The sequence below is a fragment of the Paraburkholderia phymatum STM815 genome (genome assembly GCF_000020045.1).
GTDB lineage: Bacteria > Pseudomonadota > Gammaproteobacteria > Burkholderiales > Burkholderiaceae > Paraburkholderia > Paraburkholderia phymatum.
This window is the reverse complement of sequence record NC_010622.1, coordinates 2,444,563-2,462,143: the sequence shown is the minus strand read 5'-3', so window position 1 is coordinate 2,462,143 and position 17,581 is coordinate 2,444,563. Positions and strand designations below refer to the sequence as shown.

Below are 17,581 nucleotides of genomic sequence, written 5' to 3'. Positions count from 1 at the left end.
ATTCGCCGTGATGTCCGTGTCGTCAGCGAAGCGAACCGCTGACGCGCGTGTCACAAACAGGTCTCAATTTTCAAAGAATTTGTGCCGAATGAATCTAGGAGCAGTCTTATTTTGAGAAAGGAGCCGGTCGCCAGAACTCGGTTCCGGACGAAAAAAAAGCACGTCCGAAGACGTGCTTTCCTGGTTGACGGCTGTGCGCCGGTAGATCGATGAGTGCGTTATTTGACGCGCATGCCCGGCTTCGCGCCGCTGTCCGGCTCGAGCACGTAGATGCCCGGTTCGGCCTTCTCGTCTGCTGCCGATGCCGCGAGCACCATGCCTTCCGACAAGCCGAACTTCATCTTGCGCGGCGCGAGGTTCGCGACCATCACAGTCAACTTGCCGACCAGTTGCTCCGGCTGATACGCCGACTTGATTCCGGAAAACACGTTGCGCGTCTTTTCTTCGCCGACGTCGAGCGTCAGTTGCAGCAGCTTGTCCGAGCCTTCGACCGCCTTGCAATCGACGATCTTCGCAATGCGCAGATCGATCTTCGCGAAGTCGTCGATCGAGATGATGCCGCTGTCGTCGGGCTTTGCCGAGGCGTCGCCGTGGGCGGCCGCCGTCGCTTTCGCGTGCGCCTTGGCTTTGGCCTTGGCAGCCGCGGACTGCGCTTCAGCCGATGCAGCCGGTTGCAGCGAGCCGCGGTTCGCCGCGAGCAGCGCCTCGATCTGCTTCGGATCGACGCGCGTCATCAGATGTTTGTACGCGTTGATCGCGTGCGTCGAACGCAGCGGCACGTCGGCGTCCGTCCACTTGAGCGGCTCGATGCCGAGGAACGCCTCGGCCGCTTCCGCGACCTTCGGCAACACGGGCTTGAGCGCGAGCGACAGCAGGCGGAACGCCTCCAGCGACACGCTGCACGTTTCGTGCAGCGCGACCGCGTTGGCGGGATCCTTCGCCTGATCCCACGGCTTGGCCGTGTCGACATACGCATTGACGGAGTCCGCGAGTTCCATCGTCAGGCGCAGCGCGCGGCCGTAGTCGCGTGCCTCGTAGTGCGCGGCGATTTGCGCAATGGCACCGCGCAGCGACGCGAGCAGCGGGTGCTGCATCGCGCTGTCCTGCACACGGCCGTCGAAGCGCTTGAGCAGAAAGCCCGCCGCCCGGCTGGCGATGTTCACATACTTGCCGACGAGATCGCTGTTCACGCGCGCCTGGAAGTCCTCGAGATTCAGATCGATGTCTTCCATCGTGCTGTTCAGTTTGGCCGCGAAGTAGTAGCGCAGCCACTCGGGATTCATGCCCGTTTCGATCACGCTATTGGCCGTGATGAACGTGCCGCGCGACTTCGACATCTTCGCGCCATCGACGGTCAGGAAGCCGTGCGCGAACACGTTGGTTGGCGTGCGGTGACCCGAGAACTCGAGCATCGCCGGCCAGAACAGCGTGTGGAAGTACAGGATGTCCTTGCCGATGAAATGATATTGCTCGGTCGTCGCGCCTTTTTTCGTCCACGCGTCGAAATCGAGGCCGCGCTTTTCGGCCAGGTTGCGTAAGCTCGCGTAATAGCCGACGGGCGCGTCCAGCCACACGTAAAAGTATTTGCCGGGCGCGCCCGGAATCTCGAAGCCGAAATAGGGCGCGTCGCGCGAGATGTCCCAGTCCGCGAGCTTTGCTTCGCCCGCGTCGCCGAGCCACTCGCGCATCTTGTTGGTCGCTTCCTGCTGCGCGAGACCGCCTACCCAGCCGCGCAGAAAATTCTCGCAGCGCGGGTCGGACAGCCTGAAGAAGTAGTGCGTCGACGTCTTCTTGACAGGCGTCGCGCCCGACACGACGGAGTACGGGTTGATCAACTCCGTGGGCTGGTAGGTCGAGCCGCATACTTCGCAGTTGTCGCCGTATTGATCCTTCGCGTGGCACTTGGGACACTCGCCCTTGATGAAGCGGTCCGGCAGGAACATTTCCTTGACGGGGTCATACGCCTGCTCGATGTCGCGCGCCTCGATCAGACCGGCCGCTTGCAGCGCCGTGTAGATCGACTCGGACAGCACGCGGTTCTCTTCGGAATCGGTCGAGTAGTAGTTGTCGAACGAAATGCCAAAGTTGTCGAAATCGCGTTTGTGCTCCTGCCACACGCGGTCGATCAGCTGCTTGGGCGTGATGCCTTCCTGCTCTGCCTTCAGCATGATGGGCGTGCCGTGCGTGTCGTCCGCGCCGACGTAGTAGACCTCGTGCCCATGCATTCGCAGCGCGCGGACCCAGATGTCCGTCTGGATATATTCGACCAGGTGGCCGATATGAATTTGCCCGTTCGCGTACGGCAGGGCAGACGTGACGAGGATCTGGCGGCGAGCCTTCGGCGCGCCGGTGGCGGTGAGGTCCGCGGATTGAACCGCGGTGGCGTCGGTTGCTGACATGTGGGTTCTATGGACTGGCGCAAGGTACGGGCGGCCGTCACGACGTTCGACGTCGGCGGACGGCGCTGTGCCCAGGACCGCACGGGCGGGAATGTCCGCTCGTGCAGCTCGGGTTGTCGAACGCGGCGGCGCGGACTTTCGTCGCGGGAAACCGGCCCGAACCGTCGATTTTACCAGCGTGATCCAGCGAAGGCAGCGTGTATGCGGGGCGGAAGCGGCGGCGCAGTGTGATGCCAGATTCGCACCGGGTGTTCGGCGAAAGAAGTCGAGGCGTGCGTCGCTCGAGAAATGCATGCTGAAGCGGTAGAAATGCGGCAGAACAGCAGGCAAAAACAGCAGGCAAAAAAAACCGGGGCTATGGGCCCCGGAGCAACAACGACAAGAGGAGAATGGTGACGCGGCGGCATCGCCGCACACGTACCGTAAAGACAGACAACGTATTTCCACAAGAGTTCGAAAATTTTTTCGATTGCTTGTGAGGCTTGCTGCACTGTGGTTCGAGCTGTTGTGCGAACCTTCTGGCGGACAGGCCAAGCCGCGATCATGTTTGTCGAACGGTCTTCGCTGACTGGCAGCGAAGACGCGTCGTCTCCAACCATTACTGGGCGTGCTGCGCCGTTGCGCGCAGATAGATCTCCACGCGACGGTTCTGCGCGCGGCCCGTTTCCGTGTTGTTGTCGGCGATCGGCTGGTTCGCGCCCATGCCTGTAGCCGACAGGCGCTGCGGCGCGACACCGTCCGTCGCGAGTTGCTGCGCGACGCTCTGCGCGCGGTTGACGGACAGCGTCTGGTTGTATGCGGGCTGACCCGTGCTATCGGTGTGGCCCACCACTTGCGCAACCACTTCCGGATTCTGGTTCAGCGTTTGTGCGACCTGCGACAGAACCGGCGCAAACGACGGCTTGATCGCGTAGCTATTGGTGTCGAACGTGACCGAACTCGGGATGTTCAGCTTGAGCGAGCCGTCCGGCTGCTCGGTGATCTGGGTGCCCGTGCCCTTCGTCGCGCCGCCCAGCTTGTTCTTGATGTTCTGCCAGTTGTAGCCGGTCACGCCGCCGACTGCCGCGCCGACGCCTGCGCCGATCGCCGCGCCCTTGCCGCCGCCGAAAATCGCGCCCAGCGCAGCGCCCGTGCCGGCGCCGACGCCCGTTCCCACGGCCGTGTTCGTGCCTTGTTCCGTCGCGCAGCCGGCGAGCAGCGCGCCGACGACGGCCAGTGCCGACACGCGGGTCATGATTTTTGCATTCATCATATTGGGTCCTCTCTTGAATAAACGGTCGATGCAAGGCTCGCAAAGCGCGCCGACAGCTGAAAAGGGTCTTCCGGCAGGCCCCGGCGTCAGCCACTACAATGACGACTAGGCAGGCGGCGATTCGGCCCTATTGCAAAACTTGCGCGGCAAGCGTGCCAATGAGACAGGCTTTAGGCAATGCCGGCTAACAATTTCTTTCAATATTTCAGGCGCGCGGCGCAGACTTCGATCGCGCACCGCGCCCAGCGTTCCCACGGAGACTCAATGAGCATCGATCGGGCTTTGGTCGACGCGGCCCTCGCGGCCATCACCGACCCCAACACCCAGCGGCCCTTCGCAGCAGCGAAGAACTTCCGGAACGTGAACGTCGATGGTGCCACGGTCAGTGTCGACGTGGTACTCGGCTATCCGGCCAAACGCCAGTTCGACGCGATTCGCGCGCTGGTCGAGAGTGCGCTGCGTGCGGTGCCCGGCGTCGCCGATACGCGCGTGCAGGTCTCGCAGGACATCGCGGCGCATACCGTGCAACGCGGGGTGAAACTGTTGCCGAACGTGAAGAACATCGTCGCCGTTGCGTCGGGCAAGGGCGGCGTCGGCAAGAGCACGACGGCTGTGAACCTGGCGCTTGCGCTCGCGAGCGAGGGCGCGTCGGTGGGCATTCTTGATGCGGACATCTACGGTCCGTCGCTGCCGATGATGCTGGGCATCGAAGGCCGCCCCGAGTCGCCCGACGGCCAGTCGATGAACCCGATGACCGGCCACGGCGTGCAGGCGAACTCGATCGGCTTTCTGATCGAACAGGATAATCCGATGGTATGGCGCGGCCCGATGGCGACGTCGGCGCTCGAGCAGTTGCTGCGCCAGACGGCCTGGAAAGATCTCGATTATCTGATCGTCGACATGCCGCCGGGCACGGGCGACATCCAGCTCACGCTATCGCAGCGCGTGCCCGTGACGGGCGCTGTCATCGTCACGACGCCACAGGACATTGCGCTGCTCGACGCGAAGAAGGGCTTGAAGATGTTCGAGAAGGTGGGCATTCCGATTCTCGGCATTGTCGAGAACATGGGCCTGCATATCTGCTCGAACTGCGGCCACGAGGAGCACATCTTCGGCACGGGCGGCGCGGAGCGCATGTCGAAGGAATATGGTGTCGACGTGCTGGGAAGTCTGCCTCTCGACATCTCGATCCGCGAGCAGGCCGACTCGGGCCAGCCGACGGTCGTCGCGGATCCGGATGGTCGCGTCGCGGAGATCTATCGGTCGATTGCGCGCAAGGTCGCGATTCATATCGCCGAGCGCTCGCGCGACATGAGTTCGAAGTTCCCGACCATCGTCGTGCAGAACACATGACACGCATGCTGCTGCATCGCTGCGCGGAGCGGGAAGCGTCCGCGTAGCGCGCTGCACGCGATAACCGAACAACGCCTCGGGGGTGGGTAGAAAGGGGTCTGAATGCGGCCCTGCTCGCGGTATCATGTCGGCTTCATCAGGTCCGGCAACGCGGTCGCGGGGACGGCCGGCGCTCGACAAGAGGATCGCATGAAAAAACGAATCGGCGGCGAGGCGATCAAGACCATCGTCGTCCTGGCTGTGACCAGCGCCCTGCTGTCAGGGTGCATGGGTTTCCTGAAGCCACAGGAGAAACGCGCAGACGCGCAAATGCTGCCGACGCTGGGCAACCAGGCGCGCGGCATGGTCACGTTCATCGAGCGTGCCGACGGCGTTCAGGTCACCTACAATCTCACAGGCCTGCCGCCGAACAGCGATCACGCGCTGCAGGTTCATGAACGCGGTGACTGCAATTCCGCCGACGGATCGGGCGCGGGCGCCGTGTTCGCACCGGCGGCCGAACGTCTGAAGTCGGGCGCGCGCGTCGAAGGCGATCTCGGCAATATTCATGCTGATGCAGCTGGCGTGGCGGCGGGTTTCATCGTCGCGCCGGACGTGTCGCTCGACGGCGTGCGCTCGGTGTTGCAGCGCGCCGTGCTGCTGCATCGCGAACCCTCCGACCCTTACGCCTATCCGCAGCACGGCGCCGGTTCTGCGCTCGCGTGCGGGCTGATCCGCCAGTAACCCCGGTCTCGGGCTCACGGGCTTTCCGGTCGCCAGTCCCGCACGCCAATCGTTTGCGCGCCGCGCAAACGCCTGCCCGACTCCCTGTTTGGGCCTCGGTTCGCGCATTCATTCGGTTTGCATCGTCGAGCGATGCCGCAGCGTGTTCGTCGCTCGTGCGGCGCACACGCGAGCGCGATTCAACCTGCATCGAGCGCGCCCGCCGTGTTCGCGTAAAATAAGCGCCTTTCGTCCGGCGGCACGCGTTGCGAAAGCGGCACGCAAGCGCCAGCCGGCCCGATTTCACCTCCCGTCAGCAGCGTTCACCTATGAGCATCAAATCCGACAAGTGGATCCGGCGCATGGCCGAAGAGCACAACATGATCGAGCCGTTCGCGCCGAATCAGGTGCGCGCGACGGAAGACGGTCGCAAGATCGTCAGCTACGGCACCTCGAGCTACGGCTACGACATTCGCTGTGCCGACGAATTCAAGATCTTCACGAACATCAACTCGACCATCGTCGATCCGAAGAACTTTGACGAGAAATCGTTTGTCGATTTCAAGGGCGACGTCTGCATCATTCCGCCGAACTCGTTCGCGCTCGCGCGCACGGTCGAATATTTCCGCATTCCGCGCAGCGTGCTGACGGTGTGCCTCGGCAAGTCGACGTATGCGCGCTGCGGCATCATCGTCAATGTGACGCCGTTCGAACCGGAGTGGGAAGGGCACGTCACGCTCGAATTCTCGAATACGACACCTTTGCCTGCGAAAATCTACGCGAACGAAGGCGTCGCGCAGGTGCTGTTCTTCGAAAGCGACGAGATTTGCGACGTGTCGTACGCGGATCGCGGCGGCAAGTATCAAGGTCAGCACGGCGTAACGTTGCCTAAGACGTAACGAAAACGCGCATTGAATCACCAGCTATCCGGGTGACCGCTGCGCTTAACCAGCCCAGCGGTCGTTCTTTTTGGAGAATCGCCCATGAAGTTCCGTTTTCCCGTCGTCATCATCGACGAAGATTTCCGCTCCGAGAACATCTCGGGCTCAGGCATCCGCGCGCTTGCCGAGGCCATCGAAAAAGAAGGCGCGGAAGTGCTGGGTCTCACGAGCTATGGCGATCTGACGTCGTTTGCGCAGCAGTCGAGCCGCGCGTCGTGCTTCATCCTGTCGATCGACGATGACGAACTGCTGCCCTACGTCGAGAACAACGACGGCGAGGCGCCCGACGTCGCGCCCGCGATCGTCGATCTGCGCGCGTTCGTCGAGGCGGTGCGCAAGCGCAACGCGGACATCCCGATCTTCCTGTACGGCGAAACGCGCACCTCGCGTCACCTGCCGAACGACATCCTGCGCGAACTGCACGGCTTCATTCACATGTTCGAGGACACGCCGGAGTTCGTCGCGCGGCACATCATCCGCGAAGCGAAGGTATATCTGGATTCGCTCGCGCCGCCGTTCTTCAAGGAGCTGGTGCAGTATGCGGACGAAGGCTCGTACTCGTGGCACTGTCCGGGCCACTCGGGCGGCGTCGCGTTCCTGAAAAATCCGCTTGGCCAGATGTTCCATCAGTTCTTCGGTGAGAACATGCTGCGCGCGGACGTCTGCAATGCCGTCGACGAACTCGGCCAGCTGCTCGATCATACGGGCCCGGTGGCGGCATCCGAGCGCAACGCCGCACGCATCTTCAGCGCCGATCACCTGTTCTTCGTCACCAACGGCACGTCCACGTCCAACAAAATCGTCTGGCACGCGACGGTCGCGCCGGGCGACATCGTGCTGGTGGACCGCAACTGCCACAAGTCGATCCTGCACGCGATCACGATGACGCATGCGATCCCCGTGTTCCTCACGCCGACGCGCAATCACTTCGGCATCATCGGGCCGATCCCGCGCGACGAGTTCAAGCCGGAAAACATCCGCAAGAAGATCGAGGCGAATCCGTTCGCACGCGAAGCGCTCGCGAAGAACCCGAATCTCAAGCCGCGCATTCTGACGATCACGCAAAGCACCTATGACGGCGTGATCTACAACGTCGAGATGATCAAGGACCTGCTCGGCGATCTGCTCGACACGCTGCATTTCGACGAAGCGTGGCTGCCGCACGCCGAGTTCCACGAGTTCTATCAGGACATGCACGCGATCGGCGCGGGCCGTCCGCGCACGGGCGCGCTGGTGTTCGCGACGCACTCGACGCACAAGCTGCTGGCAGGCATTTCGCAGGCTTCGCAGATCGTCGTGCAGGATTCGGAGAACAGCACGTTCGACCGCCATCGGTTCAATGAGGCTTATCTGATGCACACGTCGACGAGCCCGCAGTACGCGATTATCGCGTCGTGCGACGTGGCCGCCGCGATGATGGAGCCGCCGGGCGGCACGGCGCTGGTGGAAGAATCGATCGCCGAGGCGCTCGATTTCCGCCGCGCGATGCGCAAGGTCGACGCCGAATACGGCGACGACTGGTTCTTCAAGGTCTGGGGTCCCGAAGAGCTGGCGGAAGAGGGCATCGGCTCGCGCGACGACTGGATGCTGCGTCCGAACGACCGCTGGCACGGCTTCGGCCCGCTCGCGGACGGCTTCAACATGCTGGACCCGATCAAGGCGACGATCATTACGCCGGGCCTCGACGTCGACGGCGAATTCGGCGAGACGGGCATTCCCGCTGCGATCGTCACGAAGTATCTGGCCGAGCACGGCATCATCGTCGAGAAGACGGGTCTGTATTCGTTCTTCATCATGTTCACGATCGGCATTACGAAGGGCCGCTGGAACTCGATGGTCACGGAACTCCAGCAGTTCAAGGACGACTACGACAATAACCAGCCGCTGTGGCGCGTGCTGCCCGAGTTCGTCGCGCAACATCCCGCATACGAGCGCATCGGCCTGCGCGATCTGTGCGAGCAGATCCACAGCGTCTATCGTGCGAACGACATCGCGCGTCTCACGACGGAGATGTACCTGTCGAGCATGGAGCCGGCCATGAAGCCGTCCGACGCGTTCGCGAAGCTCGCGCACCGCGAGATCGACCGCGTGCCCATCGACGAACTGGAAGGCCGAGTCACGTCGATCCTGCTGACGCCGTATCCGCCGGGCATTCCGCTGCTGATTCCGGGCGAGCGCTTCAACAGGACCATCGTCAATTACCTGCGCTTCGCACGCGAGTTCAACGAGCGCTTCCCTGGCTTCCATACGGATATTCACGGGCTGGTCGGCGAAACGATCAACGGGCGCATCGAGTATTTCGTCGATTGCGTGCGCGATTCGTGATCATGAAGACGGCACTGCGCATGAAGGCGTGGCGTCGTGCGCTCGCAGGCGCGGCGCTGCTCGCTGCGTGGCTCGCCGCGCCCGGCGCGGCACAGGCGGAAGTCGCCGCCGCCGATCCCATCGACGCATCCATGCGCAGCTGTCTCGCGCGCGCGGACATGTCGTCGACGGTCGGCCAGGTGCAGTGCATGGAGACGGCGCGGCTTGCGTGGCAGACGTCGATGGATCAGTCGTTGCAGCTGTTGCTGTCGAAAGCGCCCGACGCGCAGCGCAGGAAATGGGACGAGAGCCAGAAGCGCTGGAAGGCGTGGCGCGATGCTGACGGCAAGCTGCTAGTCGCCGTGCTCGCGACGACGCATGGCACCGCGTACCAGCTCGCAGGCGCCGACCTGCAGTTGCAGCCGGTGCGCGACCGCGCGCTCGCGCTGCGCGTGGCAGCAGCGAATGCGGGAAAGCAGGACCCGAAGCAGCGTCCGCGCGCGTGCTCGTTCGATGCGCAGTGCGAGCATGCGACATTCGATCTGAACCGCTACTACCGGCGCTTGCATGCGAAGCTGCCTTCGCACGCGCGCCCGGTGCTGTCGCGCGCGCAACGCGCGTGGACGGCGTATCGCGATGCGACTGTGCCGCTGATGGATGCGCGCTCGCAGATCGACATCGTCGGCGCGCGCGTCGCGCAGCTCAAACGTCTGGGCGACACAGCCGGCAACGACTGATCTGCGCGTGGGTAGTCGGCTCTTTGCTGTCAGGCAGGTCAGCGCGAGACGCCAGGTGACGGGCAGAGCGTACTTGCCAATATGTGTGATGGCGATCGACGTGTTGCGAAAGACTTAACCGTCAGGTGAGCAGATAGCCGTCTTTCAGTTCCACCTTCTTCAATTGCGGCTGCGCGAGCAGATCGCGCGCCGCGTCTTCGATGAACCCCGACAGCGCATCGAGCGCGAGGTCGTTGTCGTCGGTGCCGAACGGCTCTTCGATCTGCGATGCGATCGCGTCGAGTGCCATGAACGTGTAGGCGACGAACACCGAGAACAGCGGCGCAAACGCGCCGACGCTTTCCACCAGCCCGAACGGCAACGCCGCGCAGAAAAAGTACACGGTGCGGTGGATCATCACCGAGTACGCGAACGGCAGCGGCGTCGACAGTATTCGCTCACAGCCGCCGAGCACATCCGACATCCCGTTCAGATTGCGATCGATGGCCTGCATGGACCATGCGTCGAGCTTGCCGTCTCGCGCGTGCCGCTGCACCCATTCGGCGAGCCAGAGCATGATGGTCGCGGGCCGGTAGCGCGAAGCCATCACGCGCTCGAAGACGGCCGGGTCGAGCCGTGTCGACAGATCATGCGAGGGATCCGTACCGCGCAATTGATGCCGCAGCGCATGCGCGAACGCGCCCAGCGCGTGCACGAAGGCTTGGGTGTCGTCGGCGGCGATCTGACCGGTCGGCATCGTCAGCACCTGACGCGTCAGCGAACGCGTTTCGTTGAGCAGGCGTCCCCACAATTTGCGCGCTTCCCAGTAGCGGTCATAACTCGCGCTGTTGCGAAAGCCGAGAAAGATCGCGAGCGCAATGCCGATCAGCGAAAACGGCGTGGTGCTGACGTTGACCGTGATCTTGAGGATGTGATCGTGCACGCCGAGTGCGACCAGCGAGATCAGCAGGATGAGACAGAGACGCGGCAGCAGCTCGGGCAGCACGGAACCGCGCCAGGCGAGCAGCATGCGGAACCAGTGAAGTTGTGGGCGGATGATCATGAGCGTGAATGGTTGAAACGGATGGTTGCGTCGATAGTAGCCGATGCGCCGCCACCAACGGCACGGGGCAGGGCGGCCATTCGTCGCTGCTTGTTTGCGCCACCAACAAAAAAGGCGAACCCTCGCAAGAGAGTTCGCCTTTGAGCATCGGCAGGAAAATGCGTTAGCCGAGGGCAGCCCGTGCAGCCGCGATGGCAGCGCGCACCTGATCCGGCGCCGTGCCGCCCGCATGATTCCGGCTTGCAACCGATCCTTCGAGCGTGAGATAGCCGAACACGTCGTCGCCCAGCAGCGCAGCGACGTTCGGCAATTCCGCCTTCATTTCGTCGAGCGTCAGATCCGACAGATCGCAGCCGCGATCGTCGCACACCTTCACTGCGTGCGCGACGGCTTCGTGCGCGTCGCGGAACGGCAGGCCGCGCTTGACGAGGTAATCGGCGAGATCGGTTGCCGTCGAGAAGCCTTGCAGCGCTGCGCCGCGCATGTTCTCCGACTTCACCGTGATGCCCGCGACCATCTCCGCGAAGATGCGCAGCGTATCGGCGACGGTGTCGACGGTATCGAACAGCGGTTCCTTGTCTTCCTGATTGTCCTTGTTGTATGCGAGCGGCTGGCCCTTCATCAGCGTGAGCAGCGCCATCAGGTGGCCGTTGACGCGGCCCGTCTTGCCGCGTGCGAGTTCGGGCACGTCGGGGTTCTTCTTCTGCGGCATGATCGACGAGCCGGTGCAGAAGCGGTCGGCAATATCGATGAAGCCGACGCGCGGGCTCATCCACAGCACGAGTTCTTCCGAGAAGCGCGACACATGCGTCATCACGAGCGCCGAAGCGGCCGTGAATTCGATCGCGAAGTCGCGATCGGACACGGCGTCGAGCGAGTTCGCGCAAATGCCGTCGAAGCCGAGCGTCTTCGCGACGGCGTGACGGTCGATCGGGTAGCTGGTGCCGGCGAGCGCCGCTGCGCCGAGAGGCAGGCGGTTCACGCGCTTGCGGGTGTCGAGCATGCGCTCGGCGTCACGTGAGAACATTTCGACGTAGGCGAGCAGGTGATGGCCGAACGTCACTGGCTGTGCGACCTGCAGGTGCGTGAAGCCCGGCATGATCGTGTCCGCGTTCTGTTCTGCAAGATCGAGCAGCGCGCTGCGCAGGCCCTTCAGCAGATCGCCGATACGGTCGATTTCTCCGCGCAGCCACAGGCGGATGTCGGTCGCGACCTGGTCGTTGCGCGAGCGGCCCGTGTGCAGGCGCTTGCCTGCGTCGCCGATCAGGGCGGTGAGCCGCGCTTCGATGTTCAGGTGCACGTCTTCGAGATCGAGCTGCCATTCGAACTCGCCGCGCTCGATTTCACCCTGGATCTGCGCCATGCCGCGCTGGATCGCGGCGAGGTCGTCGGCGCTGATGATCTTTTGCGCGGCCAGCATCGACGCGTGCGCGAGCGAGCCTTCGATGTCGACGAGCGCGAGACGCTTGTCGAAGAATACCGACGACGTGTAGCGCTTGACGAGTTCCGACATCGGCTCGGAGAAGCGAGCCGACCAGGCTTCGCCTTTTTTATGCAGTTGGGACGTCATGGTGATGGGCAGTATGCGAGGTGAAGACGCGGACGGCGCGGCACGGGTGCCTGGTGCTGCGCCGCCTTGAAGGAGACAACGATTTTAACACCCGCGGCGCGGGCGGCTTTTCGTCGGCGCACGCGATCATTCGCGCACGAGCACGACGAGCTTCAGGTCCTCGCGGTGTGCGGGCTTGAAGGTGATCTGGTGATAGACGACGTGGCCGTCACGCGGATGATCGAACTGGCGCTGGCCGCCTTCGCGCTCGTTGACGTCCTGCGACGCCCAGAAGCGCGCGAACTCGTCGCTGGCAGCGGACAGCGAATCGATCAGCGAGCGCGTGGGCGCGTCGTTCTGGTGACGGATCGAATCCGCGCGATATTCGGCGGCGAGGCGGCGCGCGCGGATCTCCCAATCGACGATCAGGCGGCGGGCTTGCGGCGACAGGAACGTGTAGCGCAGCAGGTTGCGGTCGTGCTCGCCATCGAGCCAGCCGACGAACAGGTCCGATGCCGGCGCATTCCATGCGAGCGCGGTGAACTGGCGATCCAGCACATACGCGGGTGCGTTCACGAGCTGGACGGTCTTGAGCAGCATCGCGGGGGCATCGGAGGCGGCGGGGTCGGGCTCGGCGGGATCGCGTTGCGCGGCCAGCTCGAACAGATACGCACGTTCAGCGCGCGAGAGCTGCAACGCGACGGCGATGCGCGCGAGGGCCTCGGCGGACGCGGACACGGGCCGCCCCTGTTCGATCCATGTATACCAGGTCGGGCTCACGCCGCACAGCTGCGCGACTTCTTCGCGACGCAGGCCGGGCGTCCGGCGGCGCGGGCCGGGCGGCAGCCCGACGGCCTGCGGCGACAGACGCTCGCGATGTGCGCGAATGAAATCGCCGAGCGCGCGGGCGGGCGACGCATCGAGCGGCGGGGCGGAATCTTCGTGAGACGACGTGGTCATGATGCGGGACGACGGTTGGCGGGTAATCGTGATACCAGAATAATTGCTTGACTTGTACCGGTACAGAGCGGGCTCTATTGTAGCGACATGAACGGCGCGTGCGAACAGGCGGGCCGCTTCGGGAATTCGACATCACTTCATGCACAACCCAGAAAGGGCGGGAGCACACGATGAAGCATCACGATCAGGTGGCCGATGCATTCGGCTCGACGGCAGCCGCGTATTTGACGAGCCAGGTGCACGCGACGGGGGCGGACTTGCAGACGCTGGCGGCGTCGGTGGCCGCGACGCCGGGGGCGGCCGTGCTCGACCTCGGTTGCGGCGCGGGGCATGCCAGTTTTGCGGTCGCGCCGCATGCGGCGTCCGTCGTTGCTTACGACATTGCGCCGCAGATGCTGGCGACGGTTGCCGGTGCCGCTGTCGAGCGCGGGTTGTCGAATATCCGTACGCAGCACGGTGCGGCAGAGAAATTGCCGTTCGCGGATGCATCGTTCGACTGGGGGATCAGCCGGATGAGCGCGCATCACTGGCACGACGTGCCGCGGGCGCTCGTCGAAGTGCGCCGCGTATTGAAGCCGGGCGGGCGCGTGCTGTTCATCGATATCGCCGGGAGCGATCATCCGTTGCTCGATACGCATCTGCAGGCAGTCGAACTGTTGCGCGATGGCTCGCATATTCGCGATTATCGCGGGGATGAGTGGGTTTCTTTTTTTGTTGCCGCGGGCTTTGAGGCTGTTGTGCGCGAGCGCTGGCGGCTGGGAATCGAGTTTGGCTCGTGGGTGGAGAGGATGAAGACACCGGAGACACGTGTCGCCGCTATTCGGTCTTTGTGGGCTTGCGCGCCGGACGAGGTTCGGGAGTATTTTGACGTGTTGCCAGACAGCTCTTTTAAGCTCGACGCCTTGATGGTAGAGGCATGGTGACCGCGTTTTGCATGCGGCGCGGCGTTGCCGGGTTTTTCGCGGGCATCCGCGTTTGCCTCTGGTTTGCCGCCCCGGACAGGGGCGACGCATGAAGTACGAAGGCAATGCGCGGATGCCAGCGAAAAACTGCGCCGCGGCAAGAACCGCAGCGCAAACCAACTCAGCCGGTATTCCTCAACCCGGCCGCAATGCCGTTGATCGTCAAATGAATCCCGCGCCGCACGCGCACGTTCGTATCCCCTGCGCGATGGCGCTTTAGCAGTTCGACCTGCAGGTGATTCAACGGATCGAGATACGGAAAGCGATTCTTGATCGACCGCGCCAACAACGGGTTATCGGAAAGACGCTCCTTCTGGCCGGTAATCTCGGACAGCACATTCGACGTGCGTTCCCATTCGGCCACGATCCGCTCGAATACATGCTTGCGCAGCTTCTTGTCAGTCACGAGCGCGGCATAGCGCGATGCCACTGCGAGGTCCGTCTTCGCCAGCACCATGTCCATGTTCGACAGCAGATTCGAAAAGAACGGCCACACCTTGTGCATCTTGCGCAGCTGGTTCAGACGGCGCTCACGCTCCATATTGGCACCCGCCGCATCGAGCCAGCCGGCGACCGCGCTGCCAAAGCCATACCAGCCCGTCAGCAGCAGCCGGCATTGACCCCATGAGAAGCCCCACGGAATCGCGCGCAAATCTTCGATCTTGCGTTGCTTCGGATCCTGCAGCTTGCGCGAGGCGGGACGGCTGCCGATGTTCAGCTCGGCGATCTCCGCAATCGGCGTCGACGAGAAGAAGTAATCGGTGAATCCGGGCGTCTCGTAGACGAGTGCACGGTACGACGCCATCGCCGCGTCGGACAACACCTGCATCGTCTCTTCGAACTCCGGCAGTTGCGACTTGGGCGCGCTGCCGTGCGGCAGCAGCGACGCTTCGAGCGTCGCGGCGACGACCGTCTCCAGATTGCGTCGGCCGATGTCGGGGTTGCCGAACTTGCTGGCGATCACTTCGCCCTGTTCCGTCAGGCGGATCTGACCGTCGACGGTGCCGGGCGGCTGCGACAGGATCGCCTGATAGGTCGGGCCGCCGCCGCGTCCGACCGTGCCGCCGCGCCCGTGGAACAGGCGCATCGTGATGCCGCGCTCGTTGAAGAGCGAGACGAGCGCCAGTTCCGCACGGTAGAGTTCCCAGTTCGACGTCAGGAAGCCGCCGTCCTTGTTGCTGTCCGAATAGCCGAGCATCACTTCTTGCTCGTTGCCCTGGTTCTCGATGATGGCATCGATGCCCGGCAGTGCAAGCAGATCGCGCATGATGTGCGGCGCGTTGCGCAAATCGGGAATCGTCTCGAAGAGAGGGATCACCATCAGGCCGGCGCGCGCCGGATGGGTCGCGCTGCCGAGTGTGCCTTGCAGCAGCCCCGCTTCTTTCTGCAGCAGCATCACTTCGACGAGATCGCTGACCGTCTCCGTGTGCGAAATGATGTAGTTGCGCACCGCGCGCGCACCGAACTTTTCGCGCGTCACGCGCGCCTGTTCGAGCACGCCCAGCTCGCTCTTCACGAGGTTCGAATAGTCGACATACGGCGAGCGCAACAGGCGCGGCTGCGCGAGTTCTGCCAGCAGCACGCGCAGCTTCTCCGCTTCGGAGAGCGCCGCGTAATCGCTTTCGACACCCGCGCGTTTGAACAGCTCCGCGATCACGGCTTCATGAATGTCCGAGCTTTGGCGCAGATCGATACTCGCGAGATGGAAGCCGAATACTTCGGCCGCGCGCGTGAGCGGCGACAGGCGCGGCGTCGCGAGCGACGCGCCGTGATGCTCGGCGAGCGAATCGATCAGCACGTGCAGGTCGCGCACGAACTCGGACGAATCGCCGTATGGCACGGCGCGGATGGGCGGAATGCCCGGGCCGGCGCTGCGCACGGGCACCACGCCTTCGCCCAGACGCACCCGCGCGCTCGCGGCAAGGCGCGTGTACATGCCGATCAGCGCGCGCCGATACGGCTCGTCGGTGCGATGCGGCGAGTGATCCGGCGACGCTTGGGCGAGCGCCTTCAGTTCGTCGCTTGCGCCCGCCAGCAGGTTCGACACCGACAGCTCGGCGCCGAGCTTGTGGACCTGCTCCAGATAATGTTCGAAGATCACCGCGGCCTGGCGCGTGATCGCGTTCTCCAGCGTCTCGCCCGTGACGTTCGGGTTGCCGTCGCGGTCGCCGCCGATCCAGCTGCCCATCTGGAAGAAGGGGGGCAGGCGCGCGTCGAGGCCGTGCTCGACGAGCGCTTCTTCAATATCGGCGTACAGCTGCGGAATTTCTTCGAGGAACGTCGCGCGGTAGTACGACAGCGCGTTCTCGATTTCGTCGGCGACGGTCAGGCGCGAATCGCGCAGCATCCGCGTCTGCCACAGCGACGTCACGCGTGCGCGCAGCAGCGAGTCGTTCTGCAGATGCTCGCGCGCCGTCAGCGGCTGGTCGCGTTCGGCGAGCAGCCGCGCGATGTCGTGCTGCGCGTCGAGAATGCTCTTGCGCTGCACTTCCGTCGGGTGCGCCGTCAGCACGGGGACGATCAGCGCGTCGTTGAAGAACTGCTGCAGCACGGGCGTGGCGGCCGCGTTCGCTTCGACGAGCCGGTCGAGCGCATGCGCGATCGTGCCCGGCTGCGAGGTCGAGCCGGCCAGGTCGTGAATCCGGTGCCGGCGGTTGCGATGACGGTCTTCCGCGATGTTCGCCAGATGCGAGAAGTAGCTGAACGCGCGCACCACGCTCACCGTCTGTTCGGGCGAGAGCGCGCGCAGCTTCTTGTCGAGCGCCTGCGCCGCGACGCTGTCGTCCTCGCGGCGAAAGCGCACAGCCGTCTGACGGATCGTCTCGACGACGTCGAACACTTCGTCGCCTTCCTGCTCGCGCACCACGTCGCCGAGCAGCCGCCCCAGATAGCGGATGTCTTCGAAGAGCGGCTGGTCCTTGTCCTCGCGCGTGCGGCCGTCGTCCTTCACGGCGGACGCGGGTGCGTCATGCCTGATGGCTTTCGACGGCTTGACGTCCGCCTTGATCCGCCGGGAGGCGCCATTGACGGGCGCCTTGGCTTTTATAGCCTTGGTCTTCGTGGATTTGCCGGTTTTGCGGGAGTCGAGGGCTTGCGTTGCTTTCCGCGCCTTCTCGGCCTTCGTGGCCTTGGCGGTGGAAGCTGCCGATGCGGGCGCGGCATCGGGCGAGGCAGTAGTGCGGCGGGCAGGGCGCGCCGATCCGGAAGACGTCACGATGTTTCCTCAGGAAAGCCAGGTTCTAAAGAATGGTGAACTGCAACTACGGTTACTGCGGAGCACTGCGCTAAAAGCCTGTGCACGATGCAGCGCGCGCGGCGGAGGAGGGCCGGTTTCGCGTGTTGTGCCGCATCAAATGATGGCGCATGCGGCGCGTCGACGC

The 17,581-nt window shown here is 63.9% G+C and carries 12 protein-coding genes; 6 read left to right on the top strand and 6 right to left on the bottom strand.

The genetic code is table 11. The features are described 5' to 3' along the window. Positions 1-218 precede the first annotated feature (218 nt). Positions 219-2,399, bottom strand: a complete 2,181-nt coding sequence (gene metG, locus BPHY_RS11155) for a methionine--tRNA ligase (protein WP_012401572.1) — start codon at positions 2,397-2,399, stop codon at positions 219-221. A gap of 598 nt (positions 2,400-2,997) precedes the next feature. Further along, positions 2,998-3,648: an OmpA family protein gene (locus tag BPHY_RS11150; RefSeq protein WP_041763975.1), complete on the bottom strand. Its 651-nt coding sequence runs from the start codon at positions 3,646-3,648 to the stop codon at positions 2,998-3,000. Positions 3,649-3,915: 267 nt separating this feature from the next. Here BPHY_RS11150 and apbC point away from each other — a divergent pair, with 267 nt between their 5' ends. From apbC to BPHY_RS11125, 5 genes are all read left to right on the top strand, one after another. Next, complete coding sequence (gene apbC, locus BPHY_RS11145; protein WP_012401570.1) at positions 3,916-5,004, top strand: iron-sulfur cluster carrier protein ApbC; 1,089 nt, start codon at positions 3,916-3,918, stop codon at positions 5,002-5,004. A 189-nt stretch (positions 5,005-5,193) separates the two neighbouring features. Beyond that, a complete protein-coding gene (locus BPHY_RS11140; protein WP_041763554.1) occupies positions 5,194-5,727 on the top strand; it encodes a superoxide dismutase family protein in 534 nt (177 codons plus the stop codon). 308 nt (positions 5,728-6,035) lie between these two features. Next, positions 6,036-6,605: a dCTP deaminase gene (gene dcd, locus BPHY_RS11135; protein ID WP_012401568.1), complete on the top strand. Its 570-nt coding sequence runs from the start codon at positions 6,036-6,038 to the stop codon at positions 6,603-6,605. An 84-nt stretch (positions 6,606-6,689) separates the two neighbouring features. Beyond that, the gene (locus BPHY_RS11130; protein ID WP_012401567.1) at positions 6,690-8,972 is read left to right on the top strand and encodes an arginine/lysine/ornithine decarboxylase; all 2,283 of its coding nucleotides are present in this window, start codon (positions 6,690-6,692) and stop codon (positions 8,970-8,972) included. 2 nt (positions 8,973-8,974) lie between these two features. Continuing rightward, positions 8,975-9,688, top strand: a complete 714-nt coding sequence (locus tag BPHY_RS11125; protein WP_012401566.1) for a lysozyme inhibitor LprI family protein — start codon at positions 8,975-8,977, stop codon at positions 9,686-9,688. Positions 9,689-9,809: 121 nt separating this feature from the next. Here the strand turns inward: BPHY_RS11125 and BPHY_RS11120 are convergent, their stop codons facing one another. The 3 genes from BPHY_RS11120 to BPHY_RS11110 all read right to left on the bottom strand — a co-directional run bounded on the left by BPHY_RS11120 (position 9,810) and on the right by BPHY_RS11110 (position 13,239). After that, positions 9,810-10,730: a bestrophin family protein gene (locus tag BPHY_RS11120; RefSeq protein WP_012401565.1), complete on the bottom strand. Its 921-nt coding sequence runs from the start codon at positions 10,728-10,730 to the stop codon at positions 9,810-9,812. 163 nt (positions 10,731-10,893) lie between these two features. After that, complete coding sequence (argH, locus tag BPHY_RS11115; protein WP_012401564.1) at positions 10,894-12,300, bottom strand: argininosuccinate lyase; 1,407 nt, start codon at positions 12,298-12,300, stop codon at positions 10,894-10,896. Positions 12,301-12,426: 126 nt separating this feature from the next. Next, a complete protein-coding gene (locus tag BPHY_RS11110; RefSeq protein ID WP_012401563.1) occupies positions 12,427-13,239 on the bottom strand; it encodes a helix-turn-helix transcriptional regulator in 813 nt (270 codons plus the stop codon). Positions 13,240-13,409: 170 nt separating this feature from the next. On the opposite strand from BPHY_RS11110, the gene BPHY_RS11105 reads away from it, so the two are divergent. Further along, positions 13,410-14,162 carry a class I SAM-dependent methyltransferase gene (locus BPHY_RS11105; RefSeq protein WP_012401562.1) on the top strand — a complete coding sequence of 251 codons (753 nt, stop codon included), beginning with the start codon at positions 13,410-13,412 and terminating at the stop codon, positions 14,160-14,162. Between the two features lie 160 nt (positions 14,163-14,322). Here the strand turns inward: BPHY_RS11105 and ppc are convergent, their stop codons facing one another. After that, complete coding sequence (ppc, locus tag BPHY_RS11100; RefSeq protein ID WP_012401561.1) at positions 14,323-17,415, bottom strand: phosphoenolpyruvate carboxylase; 3,093 nt, start codon at positions 17,413-17,415, stop codon at positions 14,323-14,325. Positions 17,416-17,581 lie beyond the last annotated feature (166 nt).

Bases quoted from the DNA above. Each gene is read 5' to 3' on its own strand.
- metG (WP_012401572.1), bottom strand. From the start codon at position 2,399: ATGTCAGCAACCGACGCCACCGCGGTTCAATCCGCGGACCTCACCGCC.
- BPHY_RS11150 (WP_041763975.1), bottom strand. From the start codon at position 3,648: ATGAATGCAAAAATCATGACCCGCGTGTCGGCACTGGCCGTCGTCGGC.
- apbC (WP_012401570.1), top strand. From the start codon at position 3,916: ATGAGCATCGATCGGGCTTTGGTCGACGCGGCCCTCGCGGCCATCACC.
- BPHY_RS11140 (WP_041763554.1), top strand. From the start codon at position 5,194: ATGAAAAAACGAATCGGCGGCGAGGCGATCAAGACCATCGTCGTCCTG.
- dcd (WP_012401568.1), top strand. From the start codon at position 6,036: ATGAGCATCAAATCCGACAAGTGGATCCGGCGCATGGCCGAAGAGCAC.
- BPHY_RS11130 (WP_012401567.1), top strand. From the start codon at position 6,690: ATGAAGTTCCGTTTTCCCGTCGTCATCATCGACGAAGATTTCCGCTCC.
- BPHY_RS11125 (WP_012401566.1), top strand. From the start codon at position 8,975: ATGAAGACGGCACTGCGCATGAAGGCGTGGCGTCGTGCGCTCGCAGGC.
- BPHY_RS11120 (WP_012401565.1), bottom strand. From the start codon at position 10,730: ATGATCATCCGCCCACAACTTCACTGGTTCCGCATGCTGCTCGCCTGG.
- argH (WP_012401564.1), bottom strand. From the start codon at position 12,300: ATGACGTCCCAACTGCATAAAAAAGGCGAAGCCTGGTCGGCTCGCTTC.
- BPHY_RS11110 (WP_012401563.1), bottom strand. From the start codon at position 13,239: ATGACCACGTCGTCTCACGAAGATTCCGCCCCGCCGCTCGATGCGTCG.
- BPHY_RS11105 (WP_012401562.1), top strand. From the start codon at position 13,410: ATGAAGCATCACGATCAGGTGGCCGATGCATTCGGCTCGACGGCAGCC.